The 15,675-nt window shown below is 66.9% G+C and carries 16 protein-coding genes; all 16 read right to left on the reverse strand.

The genetic code is table 11. From position 1 onward, the window contains the following. Positions 1 to 115: 115 nt before the first annotated feature. The 16 genes from AC1DN9_RS01895 to AC1DN9_RS01970 all read right to left on the reverse strand — a co-directional run bounded on the left by AC1DN9_RS01895 (position 116) and on the right by AC1DN9_RS01970 (position 15,659). A complete protein-coding gene (locus AC1DN9_RS01895; RefSeq protein ID WP_478096730.1) occupies positions 116 to 577 on the reverse strand; it encodes a hypothetical protein in 462 nt (153 codons plus the stop codon). Between the two features lie 108 nt (positions 578 to 685). Further along, entirely contained in the window at positions 686 to 1,216 is a 531-nt protein-coding gene (locus tag AC1DN9_RS01900) for a type II secretion system protein (protein WP_478096732.1), read from the reverse strand. Then, a complete protein-coding gene (locus tag AC1DN9_RS01905; protein WP_478096734.1) occupies positions 1,188 to 1,574 on the reverse strand; it encodes a type II secretion system protein in 387 nt (128 codons plus the stop codon). The genes AC1DN9_RS01900 and AC1DN9_RS01905 overlap by 29 nt, the downstream gene beginning before the upstream one ends. 11 nt (positions 1,575 to 1,585) lie before the next feature. Next, positions 1,586 to 2,053 (reverse strand): prepilin-type N-terminal cleavage/methylation domain-containing protein, encoded by a 468-nt coding sequence (locus AC1DN9_RS01910; protein WP_478096736.1) that lies wholly within the window; start codon positions 2,051 to 2,053, stop codon positions 1,586 to 1,588. Between the two features lie 35 nt (positions 2,054 to 2,088). Continuing rightward, entirely contained in the window at positions 2,089 to 4,308 is a 2,220-nt protein-coding gene (locus AC1DN9_RS01915) for a secretin N-terminal domain-containing protein (RefSeq protein ID WP_478096738.1), read from the reverse strand. 11 nt (positions 4,309 to 4,319) lie between these two features. Then, positions 4,320 to 5,108, reverse strand: a complete 789-nt coding sequence (locus AC1DN9_RS01920; protein ID WP_478096740.1) for a hypothetical protein — start codon at positions 5,106 to 5,108, stop codon at positions 4,320 to 4,322. Positions 5,109 to 5,111: 3 nt separating this feature from the next. Then, positions 5,112 to 5,648, reverse strand: a complete 537-nt coding sequence (locus tag AC1DN9_RS01925) for a hypothetical protein (protein ID WP_478096742.1) — start codon at positions 5,646 to 5,648, stop codon at positions 5,112 to 5,114. Further along, complete coding sequence (locus AC1DN9_RS01930; RefSeq protein ID WP_478096744.1) at positions 5,645 to 6,241, reverse strand: PilN domain-containing protein; 597 nt, start codon at positions 6,239 to 6,241, stop codon at positions 5,645 to 5,647. The genes AC1DN9_RS01925 and AC1DN9_RS01930 overlap by 4 nt, the downstream gene beginning before the upstream one ends. A 1-nt stretch (position 6,242) precedes the next feature. After that, complete coding sequence (locus AC1DN9_RS01935; RefSeq protein ID WP_478096746.1) at positions 6,243 to 7,013, reverse strand: hypothetical protein; 771 nt, start codon at positions 7,011 to 7,013, stop codon at positions 6,243 to 6,245. After that, complete coding sequence (locus tag AC1DN9_RS01940; RefSeq protein ID WP_478096826.1) at positions 6,994 to 8,661, reverse strand: GspE/PulE family protein; 1,668 nt, start codon at positions 8,659 to 8,661, stop codon at positions 6,994 to 6,996. Before AC1DN9_RS01940 ends, AC1DN9_RS01935 begins: the two co-directional genes overlap by 20 nt. Positions 8,662 to 8,663: 2 nt before the next feature. Further along, positions 8,664 to 9,851: a type II secretion system F family protein gene (locus tag AC1DN9_RS01945; protein WP_478096748.1), complete on the reverse strand. Its 1,188-nt coding sequence runs from the start codon at positions 9,849 to 9,851 to the stop codon at positions 8,664 to 8,666. Positions 9,852 to 9,856: 5 nt separating this feature from the next. Next, entirely contained in the window at positions 9,857 to 10,297 is a 441-nt protein-coding gene (gene gspG, locus AC1DN9_RS01950; protein ID WP_478096750.1) for a type II secretion system major pseudopilin GspG, read from the reverse strand. Next, positions 10,281 to 12,041, reverse strand: coding sequence for a thiamine pyrophosphate-binding protein (locus tag AC1DN9_RS01955; protein WP_478096752.1), 1,761 nt, complete (start codon positions 12,039 to 12,041; stop codon positions 10,281 to 10,283). Before AC1DN9_RS01955 ends, gspG begins: the two co-directional genes overlap by 17 nt. Before the next feature lie 20 nt (positions 12,042 to 12,061). Beyond that, a complete protein-coding gene (locus tag AC1DN9_RS01960; protein ID WP_478096754.1) occupies positions 12,062 to 12,904 on the reverse strand; it encodes a citryl-CoA lyase in 843 nt (280 codons plus the stop codon). A 56-nt stretch (positions 12,905 to 12,960) separates the two neighbouring features. Then, positions 12,961 to 14,169, reverse strand: a complete 1,209-nt coding sequence (locus AC1DN9_RS01965; protein ID WP_478096756.1) for a CaiB/BaiF CoA transferase family protein — start codon at positions 14,167 to 14,169, stop codon at positions 12,961 to 12,963. Between the two features lie 5 nt (positions 14,170 to 14,174). Continuing rightward, entirely contained in the window at positions 14,175 to 15,659 is a 1,485-nt protein-coding gene (locus tag AC1DN9_RS01970) for an aldehyde dehydrogenase (RefSeq protein WP_478096758.1), read from the reverse strand. Between the last annotated feature and the right edge of the window lie 16 nt (positions 15,660 to 15,675).

Raw genomic sequence — 15,675 nt, forward strand, 5'->3', positions numbered from 1 at the left:
TTCGTCCTCTCCGCTGCGACGATCACGGGAGAACCGGCGACGGCGACGCCGGCTTGATGCCCGCGATCCCGCTGACGCTCACGGGGTTGCGGGCATCCCGCACGCAGGGCGCTGATTAATTCTTCTTGCCCCGCTTGGCAGGCGCCAGCGTCATCGTCGCCACGCCGCCGCCCTGGAGTCTGGCTTTCAGCGTCTGCACCTTGGCATCGGAAACCACCCTGAAGACGTACGTGATGTCCGGGCAGGATTTGTCGATGGGCGAGCCGAAGACGGTGAACTGAACGCCGTTGTCCGTGCCGCCCTGGATCGTCAGCGGCAGGCTCTTGCCTTGACAGACCTTGGGCATGACCGCGCGGCCCTTCTCTACCCACGACTCCCCTTGGGGCGAGAAGATCAGAACGGCGCTGCCGCCGCCGTCGAAGTGAACGTTCCAGACTCCGTTGTAACGGACGTCTTCGCCAGCGCCGCTGCTGATCTCACCCCCATCGTCACCGGCGGCCAGCGCCTGCGCGGCGGCCACGGGAAGGCACAGGGCCAGCAGAAGCAGGGATTTGCGCAGCGAGAAGATCGATTTCATGAGTGTTCTTTCATTCAAGTTTCGGAGGCTCGGGCGTCAATTCCTCTAAATCCAAGGAAGTGCTGATTTACTCACCACCCACCGTCGCGCTCATTGATCGGCGTGTCCTTAACTCCCTCTATCTCCCGGCGCGACATAGATGAAGCGCCAGTCCCGGTAGGTGAGTGCCGACGTGAAGTCCGCGAGATCTCCGGCGTCGTAGGGCCAGCCGAAACCGACCTGCTTCATCGGCGTGTCTTTCGACAGGCTGTAAACGCCCATGATGCGGTTGTCCGGCGCTGGCGTGCGCACCAGTCCCCATTCGGTCGTTCCAGTCATGGGGTCGATGAAGATCCGCCGCAGGTGCCGTTTGGGCACGGGCCAGCGGCGGTCGTCGAGCAGGTCTTCGAGCTTGGACGGGAAGCCCGGCCGTTGTCCGGCCGGCGTGTTTTCGTAGTAGCGGGCGATCGCGGCGGTGAATTGGCGGCCGATGAACATCAATTCCGCCTCGTGCTCGCGCTGCGCCTGGACGCGCCAGACCATGCCCGCGGCGGCAAGCGTGATCCCCATGACCGCGACGAGGAACAGCAGGCCGATGTAGGTGTAGCCGCCCTGGCTTTGCCGCCAGGTCTTACAGGGCCGAGAAGTCGGTGATGTCATCGCTGGTCTTGCCTGGCGCGCCGCTGTGGATGTCGTACACGTTGCCCGCGAGATTCGCGGCATCGGACGGCGGCTGCACGATCTGCCATGTCTCGCGTGAGCCGGTGACGGGGTCGATCGGCACTGCGCGCAGATAGTGCTGCGTTGCCAGGTCTTCGAGTTGTTCGGGGTAGCGGCCTTTGTCGGCGTAGTACTGGCCGATGGCGTCGCGCATCACCACCAGGGACTGCTTGAGCGTGGCTTCCTTGGCGCGTTCCAGCGAGCCGAAGTAGCGCGGCAGCGCCACCGACAGCAGCGTGGCGATGATGGCCATCACGACCAGCAGTTCGATCAGGGTGAAGCCGCGTTGTCTGGGCATGATGGATAGGGCTACCACTGGCTGTAGGGCGTGCCATTGAGGCCGGTGGCCTGGGAGGTCGAGAAGACGTCGAACACGTCCTTGCCCGATTGAGGGCGGTCCGGTGGCGAGGAATAGGCGCGCAGCCCCCAGGTTTCTTCCGGACGGCTGACGGACGCGCCGCTGTAGAACGGATCAGGCGGCACGCGGCGCAGGAAGTAGATGCGCCGTTTGGCGGGATCGTTCTCCTGCGGCACGCCATCGACCAGCACCCTGAGCGAGGCCGGATAGCCCGTGGCGTCGGCGGCGCGGGCGATGCGGCCTTCCTCGCCGGCCTGCTTGTAGGCATCGATCGCGGTGCGGATTTCGCGCAGCGCGTGGCGAAGTTCGGTTTCCTTGATACGGCGCGCGGTCAACTCCGCCATCGGCGCCGCGGCGGTCGCCAGCAGTGCCAGGATGGCGAGCGTGACCAGCAGTTCGATCAGCGTGAACCCGCGCATCGTGTTCCCTCGCCGCGCTTGGGGGGAAAGGGCGATCACTGAACCACCGACAGGTTGAAGGTCCGCGGCACCGACACGCGGGCGTTCGACTCCACGACGAGCATGTCGATGTCCGTGCTCGTCGGCGTTTTGGAAAGCACCTGGAACCGCACCGATCCCGGACGCGACGGCGTGCCTCCGGTGATGCCGGAGGTGAACAGTTCGACCGTCGTCTGTCCCTGACCGGCGCTCGAATCAGGCGCCACGCCAATCGGCTTGAGCACCGCCGGGTCGTAGTTGATCTGCACCTTCGCGGTCGCGGCGGTCGTGCCTTCGGGCAGTTTCAGGTCCAGCGTGACCGTCTCGCCGACCTTGACTTCCGCCGGCGCGCTGACGGCGATCTCCAGGCCCTGCTGGTTCGGCGTCGCAGCAGCCGGTTTGGCTGGCACCACCGCCGGCCCGCCGCTGCCCGTGCTGATCTCCATGCGCTCCATCTTGCCGACGCGCAGCGGCGCCGCGCCCGGCACGGCGTCGGTGCCGGCGGGGAACTGCGCCCGCACCAGTGCGGGCCGCGTCACGTTGCGCACGATGTGCGGCGTGATCAGCAGCACGATCTCCGACTTGGCGCCGGTCGTGGTCTCGTTGCGGAACAGCCGGCCCAGCATCGGCAGGTCACTTGCGCCCGGTATGCCGGTGTTGGACTTGCGGTCCTCGTTGTCGATCAGGCCCGCGAGCACCTGTGTCTCGCCGTCGCGCAGGCGCAGCGTGGTGGCGGCGTTGCGCGTGCCCAGGCGGTAGGCCACCGTGCCGGAGATGTTGAGCTGTTCGAGGATGTTCGACACCTCCAGCTCCACCTTGATTGACACGTCCTGGTCGAGGAACACGTTCGGCTCGACTTCGAGCTTGAGCCCGGTCTCCAGATAGTTCACCGACGACGACACGCCCACGTTGGCGGTCGAGGTGGTGGTGATCACCGGCACGCGCTCGCCGATGTGGACGTGCGCCTTCTCGCGGTTCTTCACGCGGATGCGCGGGTTGGCGAGGATGTTGCTGCTGCCGTCGTTCTTCGACAGGTTCAGCAGCATCAGCGGGTTGGTGGTGAAGGCGCGCAGCCCAGTGGCCCTGCCGGGGCCGCTGATCTGGACCTTGTCGGGGACGGTGCCGTCGACGCCCACGCCATAGACGCCGATCGACGTCGGGTACTCGACGCCCAGGGTCTGGGCCAGCGAGGAAGACACTTCGAGCACTTCGAGATCGAGCATCACCTCAGGCTCGCCCAAATCCTGCGTGGCGACCAGTTGCTCGGCCAGTTGTACGGCCTCGGGCGTGTCGCGCATGATCACCAGGTTGAGCTTGTCGTCAACGAAGATGTCCTTGGTCTTGACCATCGCCTTGATCATCGCGGCGGTCTGCTTGGCCTCCGCGTTGGCGATGTAGAAGCTGCGCATCACCAGTTCCTGGTGTTCGCGCTGCTTGCCCTGCGTGGCGGGGTAGATCAGCAGCGAGTTGTCGTTGAGCACCTTGCGGCTCAACTGGTTGGTCATCAGCAGGATCTTGAGCACGTCCTCGATCGAGCTGTCGCGCACAAAGACGCTGGTGCGGGCGTCGGTCTTGACGTCGCGGTCAAGGATGAAATTGATCTCGCCGGCTTTCGACAGGATGCTGAAGATGGTCGCCAGCGGCGCGTCGCGCAGTTCCAGCGTCACGGTGCGCTTGAACGCTTCGCGCAGCCGCACCGGCGTGGCGTCGGTGTCGGTGTTCCGCGTCGTCACGGCCTTGGCGAGCGCACGGGCGTCGCGGTGGTTCGGATCTTCGGAGAGAACCAGTCGGGTGACCTGCTCGGCGCGCACCAGATCGCCCGCTTGCAGCGCGGCCTGACCTTCGCGCACGCGCGCGTCCTGCACGCGGGCACGGTTGACGGCGTCCAGCCCGGAGCGGCCCTGGTCCGACTGCGGATCGATACGCAAGATGAGGCGGTAATTGGCCTCGGCGGCATCGAGGTTGTCGAGCGACCTCAAGCGGTCGGCCTCGCGCATCAGCAGATGGATGATGCCGTTGCGCTGCACTTGGTACTCGGCGTAGATCTCGCGGTCGCGGGGGTGGGCCTTGACGTTTTGGTCCATCACGGCAAGCCCTTCTTCGATGCGGCCTTCGGCGATCAGGCGGGCGGCTTCGTCGGAGCGGGCCTGTTCGGGCGAGGCGCAACCGGCGAGCAGGGCCAGGGCAATCGCAGCCAGCGAGATGCGGGAGCGGACGAAGCGGTGGGGGCAGTTCATGTCGGGGTGAGTCAGTTTTCTTCCCAGCCGGGGGCGTGCTCGAGGCCGGCGGAATTGGATGGAGTTTCTTGCGCGGGCGTGGCCGACGGGGCCGCGCGCGCCGGCGTGGAGGGGGGTGTCTGCGCGGGCGCGGCTGTAGGTGTGGCAGCTGCGGAGGTTGTGGCGGCAGCGGCTGGGGCGGCGGCCGAGGGCGCGGGCGCGTCGTTGCCCGGCGCATCGAACGTCAGCGTGTGCGTGGGACCTTTGGGAATTTGCAGCGTGACCACGTCGTCGCCGAGCGCGACGACCCGCCAGGGAGTGCCGTCCAGCGGCCCGGGGCCATCGACCTGCACCACGTGGTCGCCGGATTGCAGGAACGCCAGCGTGCGGCCTTGCTCTTTCCAGCGGCCAAGGTAGCGGAAGGGCGGCGATGGCGGCGGTGGGGGGGGCGGCGGCGCCTCTGCCGCAGCGCGTTGCTGCTGGGCCATCGCCACGGCCTGCACCGCCGCCGCGGCCGCCTGCGCCGCGGCGGCGGCCTGGAGTTCTTCGGCGGTCGGCCCGTCGCGAAACGGATCGATGCCGCCGTGGCCGATGGCCGCTTCGACCTGCCGCTTGAGCCGCGCGATCGCGTCGTTGGCGGCCGGGGCGCGGTGGTCGGGCGCGTCGTCGGCGGGCTTCGCGGATTGCCTGGATGGCGACGAGGCGCTCGCCGGCCTGACGATTTCGTCGTCTTCGCGCCGATTGACGAGCCACATCGCCGCCACGGTCAACACGGCGGCGATCGCATACAAGCTCCATCGAGCCTTGGCAGGGATCTTCATGGCTCAGGGGGGAAGCAGGTAGAGGGACAGACGCAGCCGCGCCCGCAGCTTGTCGCCGCTCGACTCGCGCCGCACCTGGATGTCGTCAACAGCGACGGGAAGGGTTTGCAGCGCCTGGAGGATGAAGGCGCGGATCTGCGGATAGCTGCCGTTCACCGGCAGGTTCAGGCGGTAGCGCTGCATGCGGTCGTCCTGCACGCGCTCCAGTTGGTATTCGCCGGTGGGGATCTCGAGACCGTTGGCGATGCCGAGGCGGTAGATCACGGAGACCATGTGCACGGCGTCGTCGGGGCGCGCCAGACGGGCCTCGAAGGCGCTGAGCTGTTCGGCGGGGCTGGGCGCGGCGGCGGCGCGCGGGCGTTGCGCCGCTTCGGCGGCCAGCTCGCGCAGGCGCTCGTTGTCGGCGGAGAGCGGGCGCTGGGCCGTGGCCCACACCAGCGCGGCCACCAGCAGCAGCACGGCGCCGGCGGCATGAAGCCAGGCGGCGCGGTGGCGCATCAGCCACTGGCGCGCGGCGATGACGTTGATCCTGTTCATCATGGCGCGGCGGTCTCCGTCCAGTCCGCTTGCAGCGTGAAGGCGATGCGGCGGTTGTCGAGCGTGTCGTGCGAGAGGAGCAGCACGTTGGCGAAGGCTTTGGTTCCGAGCAGCTTCTTCGTGTACATCGGAATGTCCTGGAAGCGGCGCGCTTCGCCGCTGATGCGCACGCGGCGGTTTTCGGCTTCGGGCATCAGGCCGGTCAGCACGACGCCTTCGCCAGCGGCGGATTCGAGCGCGGTGAAGAGCGTCGGCCAGGGCACGGTGAGGTTGGCGAGCACCTTGGCGGAGCGCTTCGCATCCACCTCGCGGGCCCGGCGGCGGGCTTCGCTTTCGCGCGCCGTCGGGTCCGCAGCCGGCGCGACGTTGGCCGCGGCGGCGAGGCTCTTGTGCTCGGCGCTGGCCGACGAATAGCCCCATATCGCCACGATGAGCGCGATCGCGCCCACGGCCAGACTGGCCAGCGCGGCGGGGGACATCGCCACGCGGTTGTCGATGAAATCCATGCGCAAGGGACGCATGTGGGCGCTCCATTGCGTGAATACGGCGGCTTTCCGGAATCGCGGGTGTCTCAGGAAGTCGGTGATGTGTTTCACGTCAGCCTCCCTGCAGCGTGCCGGTCAGCGGCACGGTTCGCACCCGCAGGTCGGATTCGGGGCCGAGCGCCAACGGCACGGTGCGGTCGCTTGCCAGCACCAGCAGCGACCGCCCTGACGCATCCGCATCGAGCAGCCGCGCGCGTTGCAGCATCGCCGCGATCTCGCCGCCCGCGTCCTGGCGGATGCGCAGGCCGCGCACGGCCCGGATACCGTCCCCGTCGAGCGTCGCCAGCACCAGCCGGTCGTCTTCGAGCACGCCGAACCAGCCGGCGTGGCCGATTTCGTCCTTGTCGAGCGCGAGCAAGGCGCCATTCATCGCGCAGGCCAGCAATGGCTGGATCCGCACCCGGCTCGCGCCGACGCTCGCGCAGGCGTGGCGCAAGCCGTCGATCAGCGACCGCGCCGCGCCGGCCACCAGGGCAACGCCGGTGCTGTCCGCGTCCATCACGATGCGCCAGTCATCCGCTGCCTCGCCATACACCGAGCGCAACACCTGCCGTCCCGCCGCCTCGCGTTCGGCGGCTCCATCGAGCAGCCCGGCATCGCCGACCGCCGCATGGCGCACGTGAAAGTTCGACAGCACGATGCTCACGTCACAGCCGCGATGCGTCGATTCGGCCAGTGCCGCCGCGAGGTCGGCGGCGGCGTCCTGCGTCTCGCGCACGATGCGCCGCGACTCCTGCGCCTTCCAGCCGCGCGGCGTTACCACGAGGCGCAGTTCCCGCGCCCCGACGAAAACCTCGACGCGATCACGCCACGAAGGTGACACGGTTGATTTCCTCCAGGCTCGTGAGCCCTTCTTGGACCAGTTCGACCGCCGCGTCGCGCAGAAAGCGCGTGCCGCCGCGGCGCGCTGCTTCTTTCAGGTTGCGGATCGGTTCCCGCGCCACGATCATTTCGCGCAGTTCGTCGGTCAGGATCATGATTTCGGCGATGGCGCGCCGCCCCTTGAAGCCCGTGCTGCGGCACTGCCCGCAACCGCGGCCAGCCATGAAGCGGAAGCTTGCGGCCTGCTGCAAAGGAATGCCCGACTCGCTGAGCAACTCATCCGGCGGCACTGCCGGCACGCTGCAATGCGGACAGTTCAGCCGCACCAACCGCTGCGCGACGATGCCGTTCAACGCTGCGGCGAAGCTGTACGGATCGACCTCCATGTGCGTGAAGCGTCCGAGCACGTCGAACACGTTGTTCGCGTGAACGGTGGTGAACACCAGGTGGCCGGTCAGCGCCGCCTGCACCGCGATCTGCGCCGTCTCGGCATCGCGGATTTCGCCGACCATCACGCGGTCCGGGTCGTGCCGCAGGATCGAGCGCAGGCCGCGCGCGAAGGTCAATCCCTTGCGCTCGTTGACCGGGATCTGCAACACGCCCGTCAACTGGTACTCGACCGGGTCTTCGATCGTGATGACCTTGTCGCGCCCGTCGTAGGTCTCGGTCAGCGTCGCGTACAGCGTGGTGGTCTTGCCCGAGCCGGTCGGGCCGGTCACCAGCAGCATCCCGTAAGGCTCGCGCCCGAGCTTGCGGATCAGCACGCGGTCGGGTTCCGAGAAGCCGAGCACATCGAGCGTCAGCCCCCGCGCCTCGTCGGCCAAGCGCTGTTTGTCGAGGATACGCAGCACCGCGTCCTCGCCCATGGTCGAGGGCATGATCGAGACGCGGAAGTCGATCTCGCGCCCGCGCACGCCGACAGTGAAACGGCCATCCTGCGGCACACGGCGCTCGGCGATGTCGAGTTGGGCCATCACCTTGATGCGCGAGATGGCCTGCTCAGCTACTTCGGCGTCGCCGACCGCGCCGACGGGCACCAGCACGCCGTCGATGCGGTACTTGATCGCCAGACCGTGCGCTCCGGTTTCGAGGTGGATGTCGGAGACGTCGGCCTTGAGCGCGTCATAGAGCGTCGATCGCACCAGCCGCACCACGGGGCTGGAGTCTTCGGTGATGCTCTGGAACGACAGGGCCTCCACGTCGACGTCGCGCTCGCCCTTGCCGCGCACGTCGGGCAGCAGGTTGGCCATCGCCGACAGGCCCTCTTCGTGGCGAGCGAGGTAGGCCGCCACGTCGGCGTGATGCGCGAGCGTGAGCTGCGGCGCATGGCCGGCCTGCTCGATGCGGTCTTCGGCGGCGGCGGCATTGTCTTCGCGGAACGGGTCGCCGGTCACGAGGCGCAGCGCGCCGTCGTCATCGGTCAGCGCGATCAACTGCGCCGCCATGCAGTCGGAGAACGGCAGCAGCTCGAAATTCGGCGTCCAGCGGTGCAGATCCTGGATGCTCGCGCAACGCAGATGCAGCGACTGCGCAAGTTCGCGCGTGAACGCCTCGGGTTCCAGGCCCGCAAGTTCTTCGAGCGTCGCCACGATCGTGTGGCCGCGACTTGGCGCGAGGCGTCGCGCCTGCGCGAACAGATCGGGGGCGATCGTCAATTCAGACTCCCCGCGAGTTCGAAGATCGGCATGTACATCATCACCACGATGCCGCCGATGACCACGCCGATCAGCGCCATCAGGAGCGGCTCGAACAGCTTGGTGAACCAGTCCACCCAGCGCGCCAGTTCCTCATCGTGAAAGGCGGCGATGCGGTCCATCATCGTGGCCATGTCGCCGCTGCGTTCGCCGACGCGCAGCATGCGGGCGGCGACAGGCGTCGTGAGTCCGGTCTCGCCCATCGCCTGCGACGTGGCGACGCCTTCGCGGATGCGTTGCGTCGCCGCGAGCAGTTGCGCCCGCAGGTCTTCCGGCAGCAGCGTCGCCAGCATGCCGAGCGCGGGAACCATCGGAATGCCGCCGCGCAGCAGCATCGCCAGCGTGCGGTAGAAGCGCGCCAGGTGATAGACCAGCAAGCGCCGCCGCGCCGCCGGAATGCGCCGCATCAGCCGGCCAAACAGCGCAGGGATGCGCCGGGCCGACGCGGCGATGAATGCGAGCAGTGCCAGCGCGACGCCCCCGACCACCAGGCTGTGCTGGTTGATCATGCGGCCCCAGTCGATCAGCAACTGCGACAGCCACGGCAGTTCGCGCCCCGACTCGGCGTAGATCTCGGAGAAGCGCGGCACCACGTAGCCGAGCAGGAACAGCGTGACGAGCGCGCCCACCGCCAGCAGCACCATCGGGTAGATCGAGGCCGAGACGACCTTCTTGCGCACCAGGTCGAGCCGTTCCTTGTATTCGATGAAGCGCATCAGCGCCTCGGGCAGGTCGCCCGTGCGCTCGGAGGCGCGGACGGTGGCGATGTACAGCTCGGGGAAGTGGCGCGCGTTGCCTTGCAGCGCCTGCGAAAAAGAGCGGCCTTCATAGATCGCGCCGCGGATCTGCTCGAACACCTGGCGGACCTCGGCCCGCGTTTCCTTCTCGACCATCACTTCGAGCGTTTCCGGCAGCGAGAGACCGGCGCGCAGCAGCGCGACGAGTTCCTGCGTGAATTGCAGGAGCGGAAAGTTCTGCTTCAAAAGCCGGCCGAACGCGGCGCCCGCAGCGGCGCGCTGCCGCGTCGACAGCACCACAAGCCCCTGGGCCTGCGCCAGCGCCGTCGCCGAGGAGGCATCGGCGGCCTCGAGCGACAGTGAGACGACCCGCCGCTGCCCGTCGAGAGCGCGCACATCGAACCGCATGCGTTTTATTCCCAGCTCGTGATGTCGGCTGCGTCGCCGGTTCCGCCGGGCTGTCCGTCCTTGCCGAAGGAGAACAGGTCGAACTCGTCGTGATCGCCAGGCGCCTTGTATTGATACGGCTTGCCCCACGGGTCGCCCGGCACCGGGCGCTGGAGATAAGGGCCATTCCATTTCGCCGTGTTGGCCGGGCGCGTGTTCAGGGCAGCGAGTCCCTGCTCGGTCGTCGGGTAGGCGCCGGTGTCGAGCCGGTAGGTATCGAGCGCCTTGCGCAGCCCATCGATCTGCGCCTGGGCGCTGCGCACCTCGGACTTGCCGACCTGCGAGAAGTAGCGCGGCGCGACGTAGGCAGCGAGCAGGCCGATGATGACCATCACGACCAGCAGTTCGAGCAGCGTGAAGCCGCGCTGGCGCTGGTTCCCTCGCCGGGCTTCAATCCGTTGATGCATGAGACACCTTCTTGCCCGGCGAGTAGATGTCGTTGATGTTCCAGTGGCCCGCCGTGGGGACGGGGTTGTTCAACATCGAGACATCGATGACGAACGGCTTGCCGGCGGCAATCGCCTGTTGCAGCACGGTTTCGAACTCGGCAGCCGACTCGATCTTGACGCCTTCCGCGCCGTAAGCGCGGGCGATGGCGGCGAAATCCGGCGAGTAGGGCTTGCCGTCCTTGGTAAACACCGTGCCGAAGGTCGTGTCAAAGTGGGCCTTTTCCAGACCCGCGATGGTGCCGAAGGCGTTGTTGTTCATCACCACCCACACCACGGCGATGTCGCTTTCCACGGCAGTCGCCAACATGGCCGGGTTCTGGCCGAAGCCGCCGTCGCCGACGAGCGCCACGACCACCTTGTTCGGGCAGGCCAGCTTGGCGCCGAGCGCCGCGGGAGCGCCGAAGCCCATGGTCGCGAAGCCGCCCGGCGTGAGGATGCTGCCCGGCGTATAGATCGGGAACTGCTGGCCGACGCCGTTCTTGTTCCAGCCCACGTCGGTCGTGATGATCGCATCGCGCGGCAACACGCGGCGCACGGCGGCGAGGATGCGCTCGGGCTGCATCGGATAGGCGTCGTTCTGCGCCAACTTCTCGTTGCCCTTGACGAAATCGGCGTGGTACTGGGCGATCTCCTTGACCAGCGCCTCGTTCTTGCGGCCCTCGGGATAGAGGCGGCGCGCCACGCGGTTGAGCACCACCAGCGCTTCCTTCAAGTCCGTGACCACTCCGATGTCCGCGGGGAAGTTGCGCCCGATTTCGTTCGGATCGATGTCGATGTGGATCAGCTTCGACGGCGGAAAGCTGAAGGTGAACTCCGGCTCCCACGAGCTGCAATCGGCCTCGCGGAAGCTCGTGCCCAGGCCGATCACCCAATCGGCGCCGAGGCATTTGTCGTTGACGAACTTCGTGCCCCAGAAGCCCGTCATGCCGAGCACGAGCGGGTGGTCGTCGGGCAACGCGCCCTTGCCCATGAGGCTGTGCGCCACGGGCAGCGAGAGATGCTCGGCCAGTCTGCGCAGTTCTTCCGCGGCATCGGCCAGCAGGATGCCGCCGCCGGCATAGATCACCGGCTTCCCGGCTTCGGCGATGGTGCGCACGATCTTCTCGGCGACGACTTCATCGAGCGAGGGCTTGAGCAGATGCGGCGTGTGGTGGCTCAGACGCTCGAACAGCCGGGTATCGACTTCCGCCGAGAAGATGTCCATCGGCACCGACACCAGGACCGGCCCCGGACGACCGCTCTCGGCCAACTGGAACGCCTTGTCGAGGATCTGCGCGAACATGTCGGGCCGGTCGACGCGCCACGCGCGCTTGACGAAGGGGCGGTAGATTTCGTGCTGCGCCGCGTCGGCGTGCAGGTTCACTTCCTGGTGCGGATGCTTGCCGTAGTAGTGCGTCGGAATGTCGCCCGCTATCACCACCATCGGGATCGAATCCAGGGCCGCGTTCGCCACGCCCGTTGCCGCATTCGTGAGGCCGGGGCCGAGGTGCGACAGCATCACGGCGGTCTTCTTCTTCGCCCGCGCATAGCCGTCGGCCATGTGCGCGGCGACCTGCTCGTGGCGCGTGTTCATGAACTTGACCTTGGCTCCATCCAGCGCTGCGATCACGGCGATGTTGGTGTGGCCGCACAGTCCGAAGAGGTATTCGACGCCGCGGCGCTCAAGCTCGCGGACCAGTTGTTTGGCGATGGTTTCTCTCATGGTGTCTCCTTAGGTGAAGTTCAACGCTCGACCGCGCGCTTGGCCGGTCCGGTGTAGGTATAGGGAATAGACGGAGGCATCGGCCCCTTGATGCGGGCGTTCTGCTGTTTCTGCTCCCACGCATGGGCCAGGATGCCGATCGAGCGCGAAAGCACGAACAGGCCGCGCCCGAGTTCGGGCGCGAAGCCCAGTTCGCAATAAATGGCGGCGGTCGCGCCGTCGATGTTCATCGGAATCGGCGCGCCCTTGCGGCGCGTGAGTTCCTCGTCGATAAGCTTGCCGATGACGGCGAAGCGCCCCGAGACGAAGCCGCGTTCACGCGCTTCATCGACCATCTTCATGAGCTTCACCGCCCGCGGATCGATACCGTGGAAGCGATGGCCGAAGCCCGGAATGATCTTGCCGTGCTCGGCGATGAAGGCATCGAGGCCGGCGACGACGTGCCCCATGTGCGGCGCGCCGTCGCCCGCGATGCGGTCGATGCCGTACATCAGTTCCATGCACTGCTGGCCCGCGCCGCCGTGCACGTCGTCAAGCACGTTGACCGCGCTCGCCATCGCGCCGTTGACTGGCAGACCGCAGCTCACGGCCATGCGAGAAATCGCGATCGACGGCGCATGCGGCCCGTGATCGACGCCAGCCACCATCGCCGCTTCGAGCAGCGCCGACTGCTCGCGCGTCGGCAACTCGCCGCGCAGCAGCAGCCACGCCATGTCGGGATAGCTCACGCGACCGATCAGGTCCTGAATCGGATAGCCGCGGAAATGAATCTTGCCCGGCTCGATGTCCACGATGCTCGTGGACCACCAGTCGCTGGCCTGCTTGACCAATTGCTCGGGTGGGCGCTGGGTGAGGTCGGCCATGTCAGCCCTCCGTGGCGTAGCGGGGAAAGGAAGTCATACACGATGGATGTTTCATCTCAGATCGCACTGTCCTCACGTAATTCGGCGATCTGGCTCGCCGTGTAGCCAAGCCCGGCGAGGATCTCGTCGGTGTGTGCGCCGAGTACCGGCGGCGGCGTCTCGGCGCGCGGATCGCCGCCGGAGAGCTTGAAGCCCGTGCGCCCTACGCGCACTTCGCGCTCAGCGCCCGGCACGTTGCTGAAGGTCTGGACGAATTCGCGCTGCGTCAGTTGTTCCGAGCGCAGCACATCGGGCATGTTGAGCACGCTGCCCGCGGGAACGCCGGCGCGGGTCAGCAACTGTTCCCACTCGCTCGCCGGTCGCGTGGCAAGCGCGGCTTCGATCTCTTGCGTGAGCGCGGCACGGTGCTGCTTGCGGCTTTCGCGTTCGGCAAAGCGCGGGTCATGCGCGATGCCGGGGCGGCCAATCACGCGGGTCAGCGTCTCGAACTGGTCCTGCTTGTTGGCCGCGATGTTCAGCGGTCCAGATCCGGTGCGGAAGGTGCCCGACGGCGCGGCGGTGAAGTTGTCGTTGCCATGCGGCTGCGGCTCGGTGCCCGCGATCAGGTAGTTCGAGACCACCCAGCCCATCGCAACCAGCGCTGAGTCGAGCATCGAGACGTCGATGAAGCCGCCTTCGCCCGTTGCGTTGCGGCGCAGCAGCGCGGCGCAGATAGCGAACGCGCCGACCATGCCGCTCACCGTATCGGCCACCGGGTAGCCTGCGCGCAGCGGCGCGCTCTGCGCGTCGCCGGTCACGCTCATCATGCCGCTCAAACCCTGGATGATCTGGTCGTAGGCGGGTGCGTCGCGCATCGGGCCTTCCTGACCGAAGCCGGTGATCGCGCAGTACACGAGCTTCGGGTTGTCCTTGCGCAGTTCCTCATAGCCGAGGCCGAGGCGCTCCATCACGCCGGGACGGAAGTTCTCGACCAGCACGTCGGCCGACGCGACGAGGCGCCGCAGCAATTCCTTGCCCTGCGGCGATTTCAGGTTCGCCGTCATCGATTTCTTGCCCGCGTTCTGCGCCAGAAAGGAGGACCCCATCAGCTTTGCGTTGAGCGAGCGGTCGTTGCCCAACTGGCGGGCGAGGTCGCCGCTGTCGGGTGCCTCGACCTTTATCACCTCGGCACCCATCAGCGCCAACTGGTAGGCGCACAAGGGGCCAGCCAGCACGTTGGTCAGGTCAAGCACGCGGATGCCCGCGAGCGCCTTGATTGTCGTCATGCTGTTCATCGGCGAATGAAGGGGTTGGGCACGTCGAGGTCCGACGAGACCCAGACGCACTTCGTGTGCAGGTACTCCTTGATCGTCTCGGTCCCCGATTCACGCCCGATGCCCGACTCCTTGTAGCCGCCGAACGGCGACGTGAAGCTCGTCGCGCGGTAGTTGTTGACCCACACCGTGCCGGCCTTGATCTTCTCGGTCATCAACATCGCCCGCTTGAGGTTCTGCGTCCAAACGGCGGCGGCGAGGCCAAAGTCGATGTCGTTGCCGATGCGGATTGCGTCCTGCTCGTCGTCGAATGGAATCACCACCAGCACCGGGCCGAAGACTTCTTCCTGCGCGATGCGCATGTCGTTGCGCACGTCGGCAAAGATGGTCGGCTCGACGAACTGGCCGCAGCCCAAGTCAGGCCGGCTGCGTCCGCCGATCACCAGGCGAGCACCTTCCTTCTTCGCAATTTCGATGTAACCCATGATCTTCTCGAACTGCGGCTTGGTCGAAATCGGCCCCACCTGTGTCGCGGGGTCCTTCGGATCGCCGAGCTTCACGTCACTCATGAAGGCCGTCAGCTTCTCGAGAAAGCGATCGTGGATGCCGCGCTGCAAGAGCAGCCGCGACCCAGCCTGGCAGCTCTGACCGGACGCCGCGAAGATGCCTGACACCACGCCCTTGACCGCCTGATCGAGGTCCGCATCGTCGAACACGATGTTGGGCGACTTTCCGCCCAGCTCCAGCGTCACGGTCTTGAAATTGCGCGCCGCGATTTCGTAGATCTTGCGCCCCGCGGCCGAGCCGCCCGTGAAGCCGATGTGCGCCACGTCCGGGTGCGTGACCAATGGTTCGCCGACTTCCGGCCCCAGCCCCGTGACCACGTTGACGACGCCCTTCGGAAAACCCGCCTGATCGAACAGCGCGGCAAACTCGACCATCGATGCCGACGTGAATTCCGACGGCTTGATCACCGTCGTACACCCCGCGGCCAGCGCGGGAGCGAGCTTCCAACTGGTCAGCGTCAGCGGCGAATTCCACGGCGTGATGATCGCCACCACGCCTTTCGCCTCATAGCGTGTATAGGCGAACACGCCTTTCTTGTCAGTAGGAATGACATCGCTATGCACCTTGTCGGCCAAGCCCGCGTAGTAGCGAAAGTAATCCGCCATGTAGCGCACCTGTGCGACCACTTCGGTGGCGAGCTTGCCGTTGTCGCGCTGCTCGATCAGCGCCAGACGGTGAGCATTGGCGGTGACCAGATCGGCGAGCTTCCACAGCAGCCGTCCGCGCTCCGACGGCGTGAGTTGGGACCACGGGCCTTCAAAGGCGCGCTGCGCTGCGGCAACGGCGAGCGCCACGTCGTCGGCGTTGCCGCGGGCGATCTCGCCCCAGGTCTGGCCGGTGTAGGGGTCGTCGGTCGGCAGGTACTGGCCGGAGGCTGGCGGCACGCTCGCGCCGTCGATGTAATGCTCGTATCTGGGAAGTGCTGGAGTGCTCATCGTTCAAGGGCCGTCG

Source organism: Variovorax sp. 05L425 (assembly GCF_056397705.1).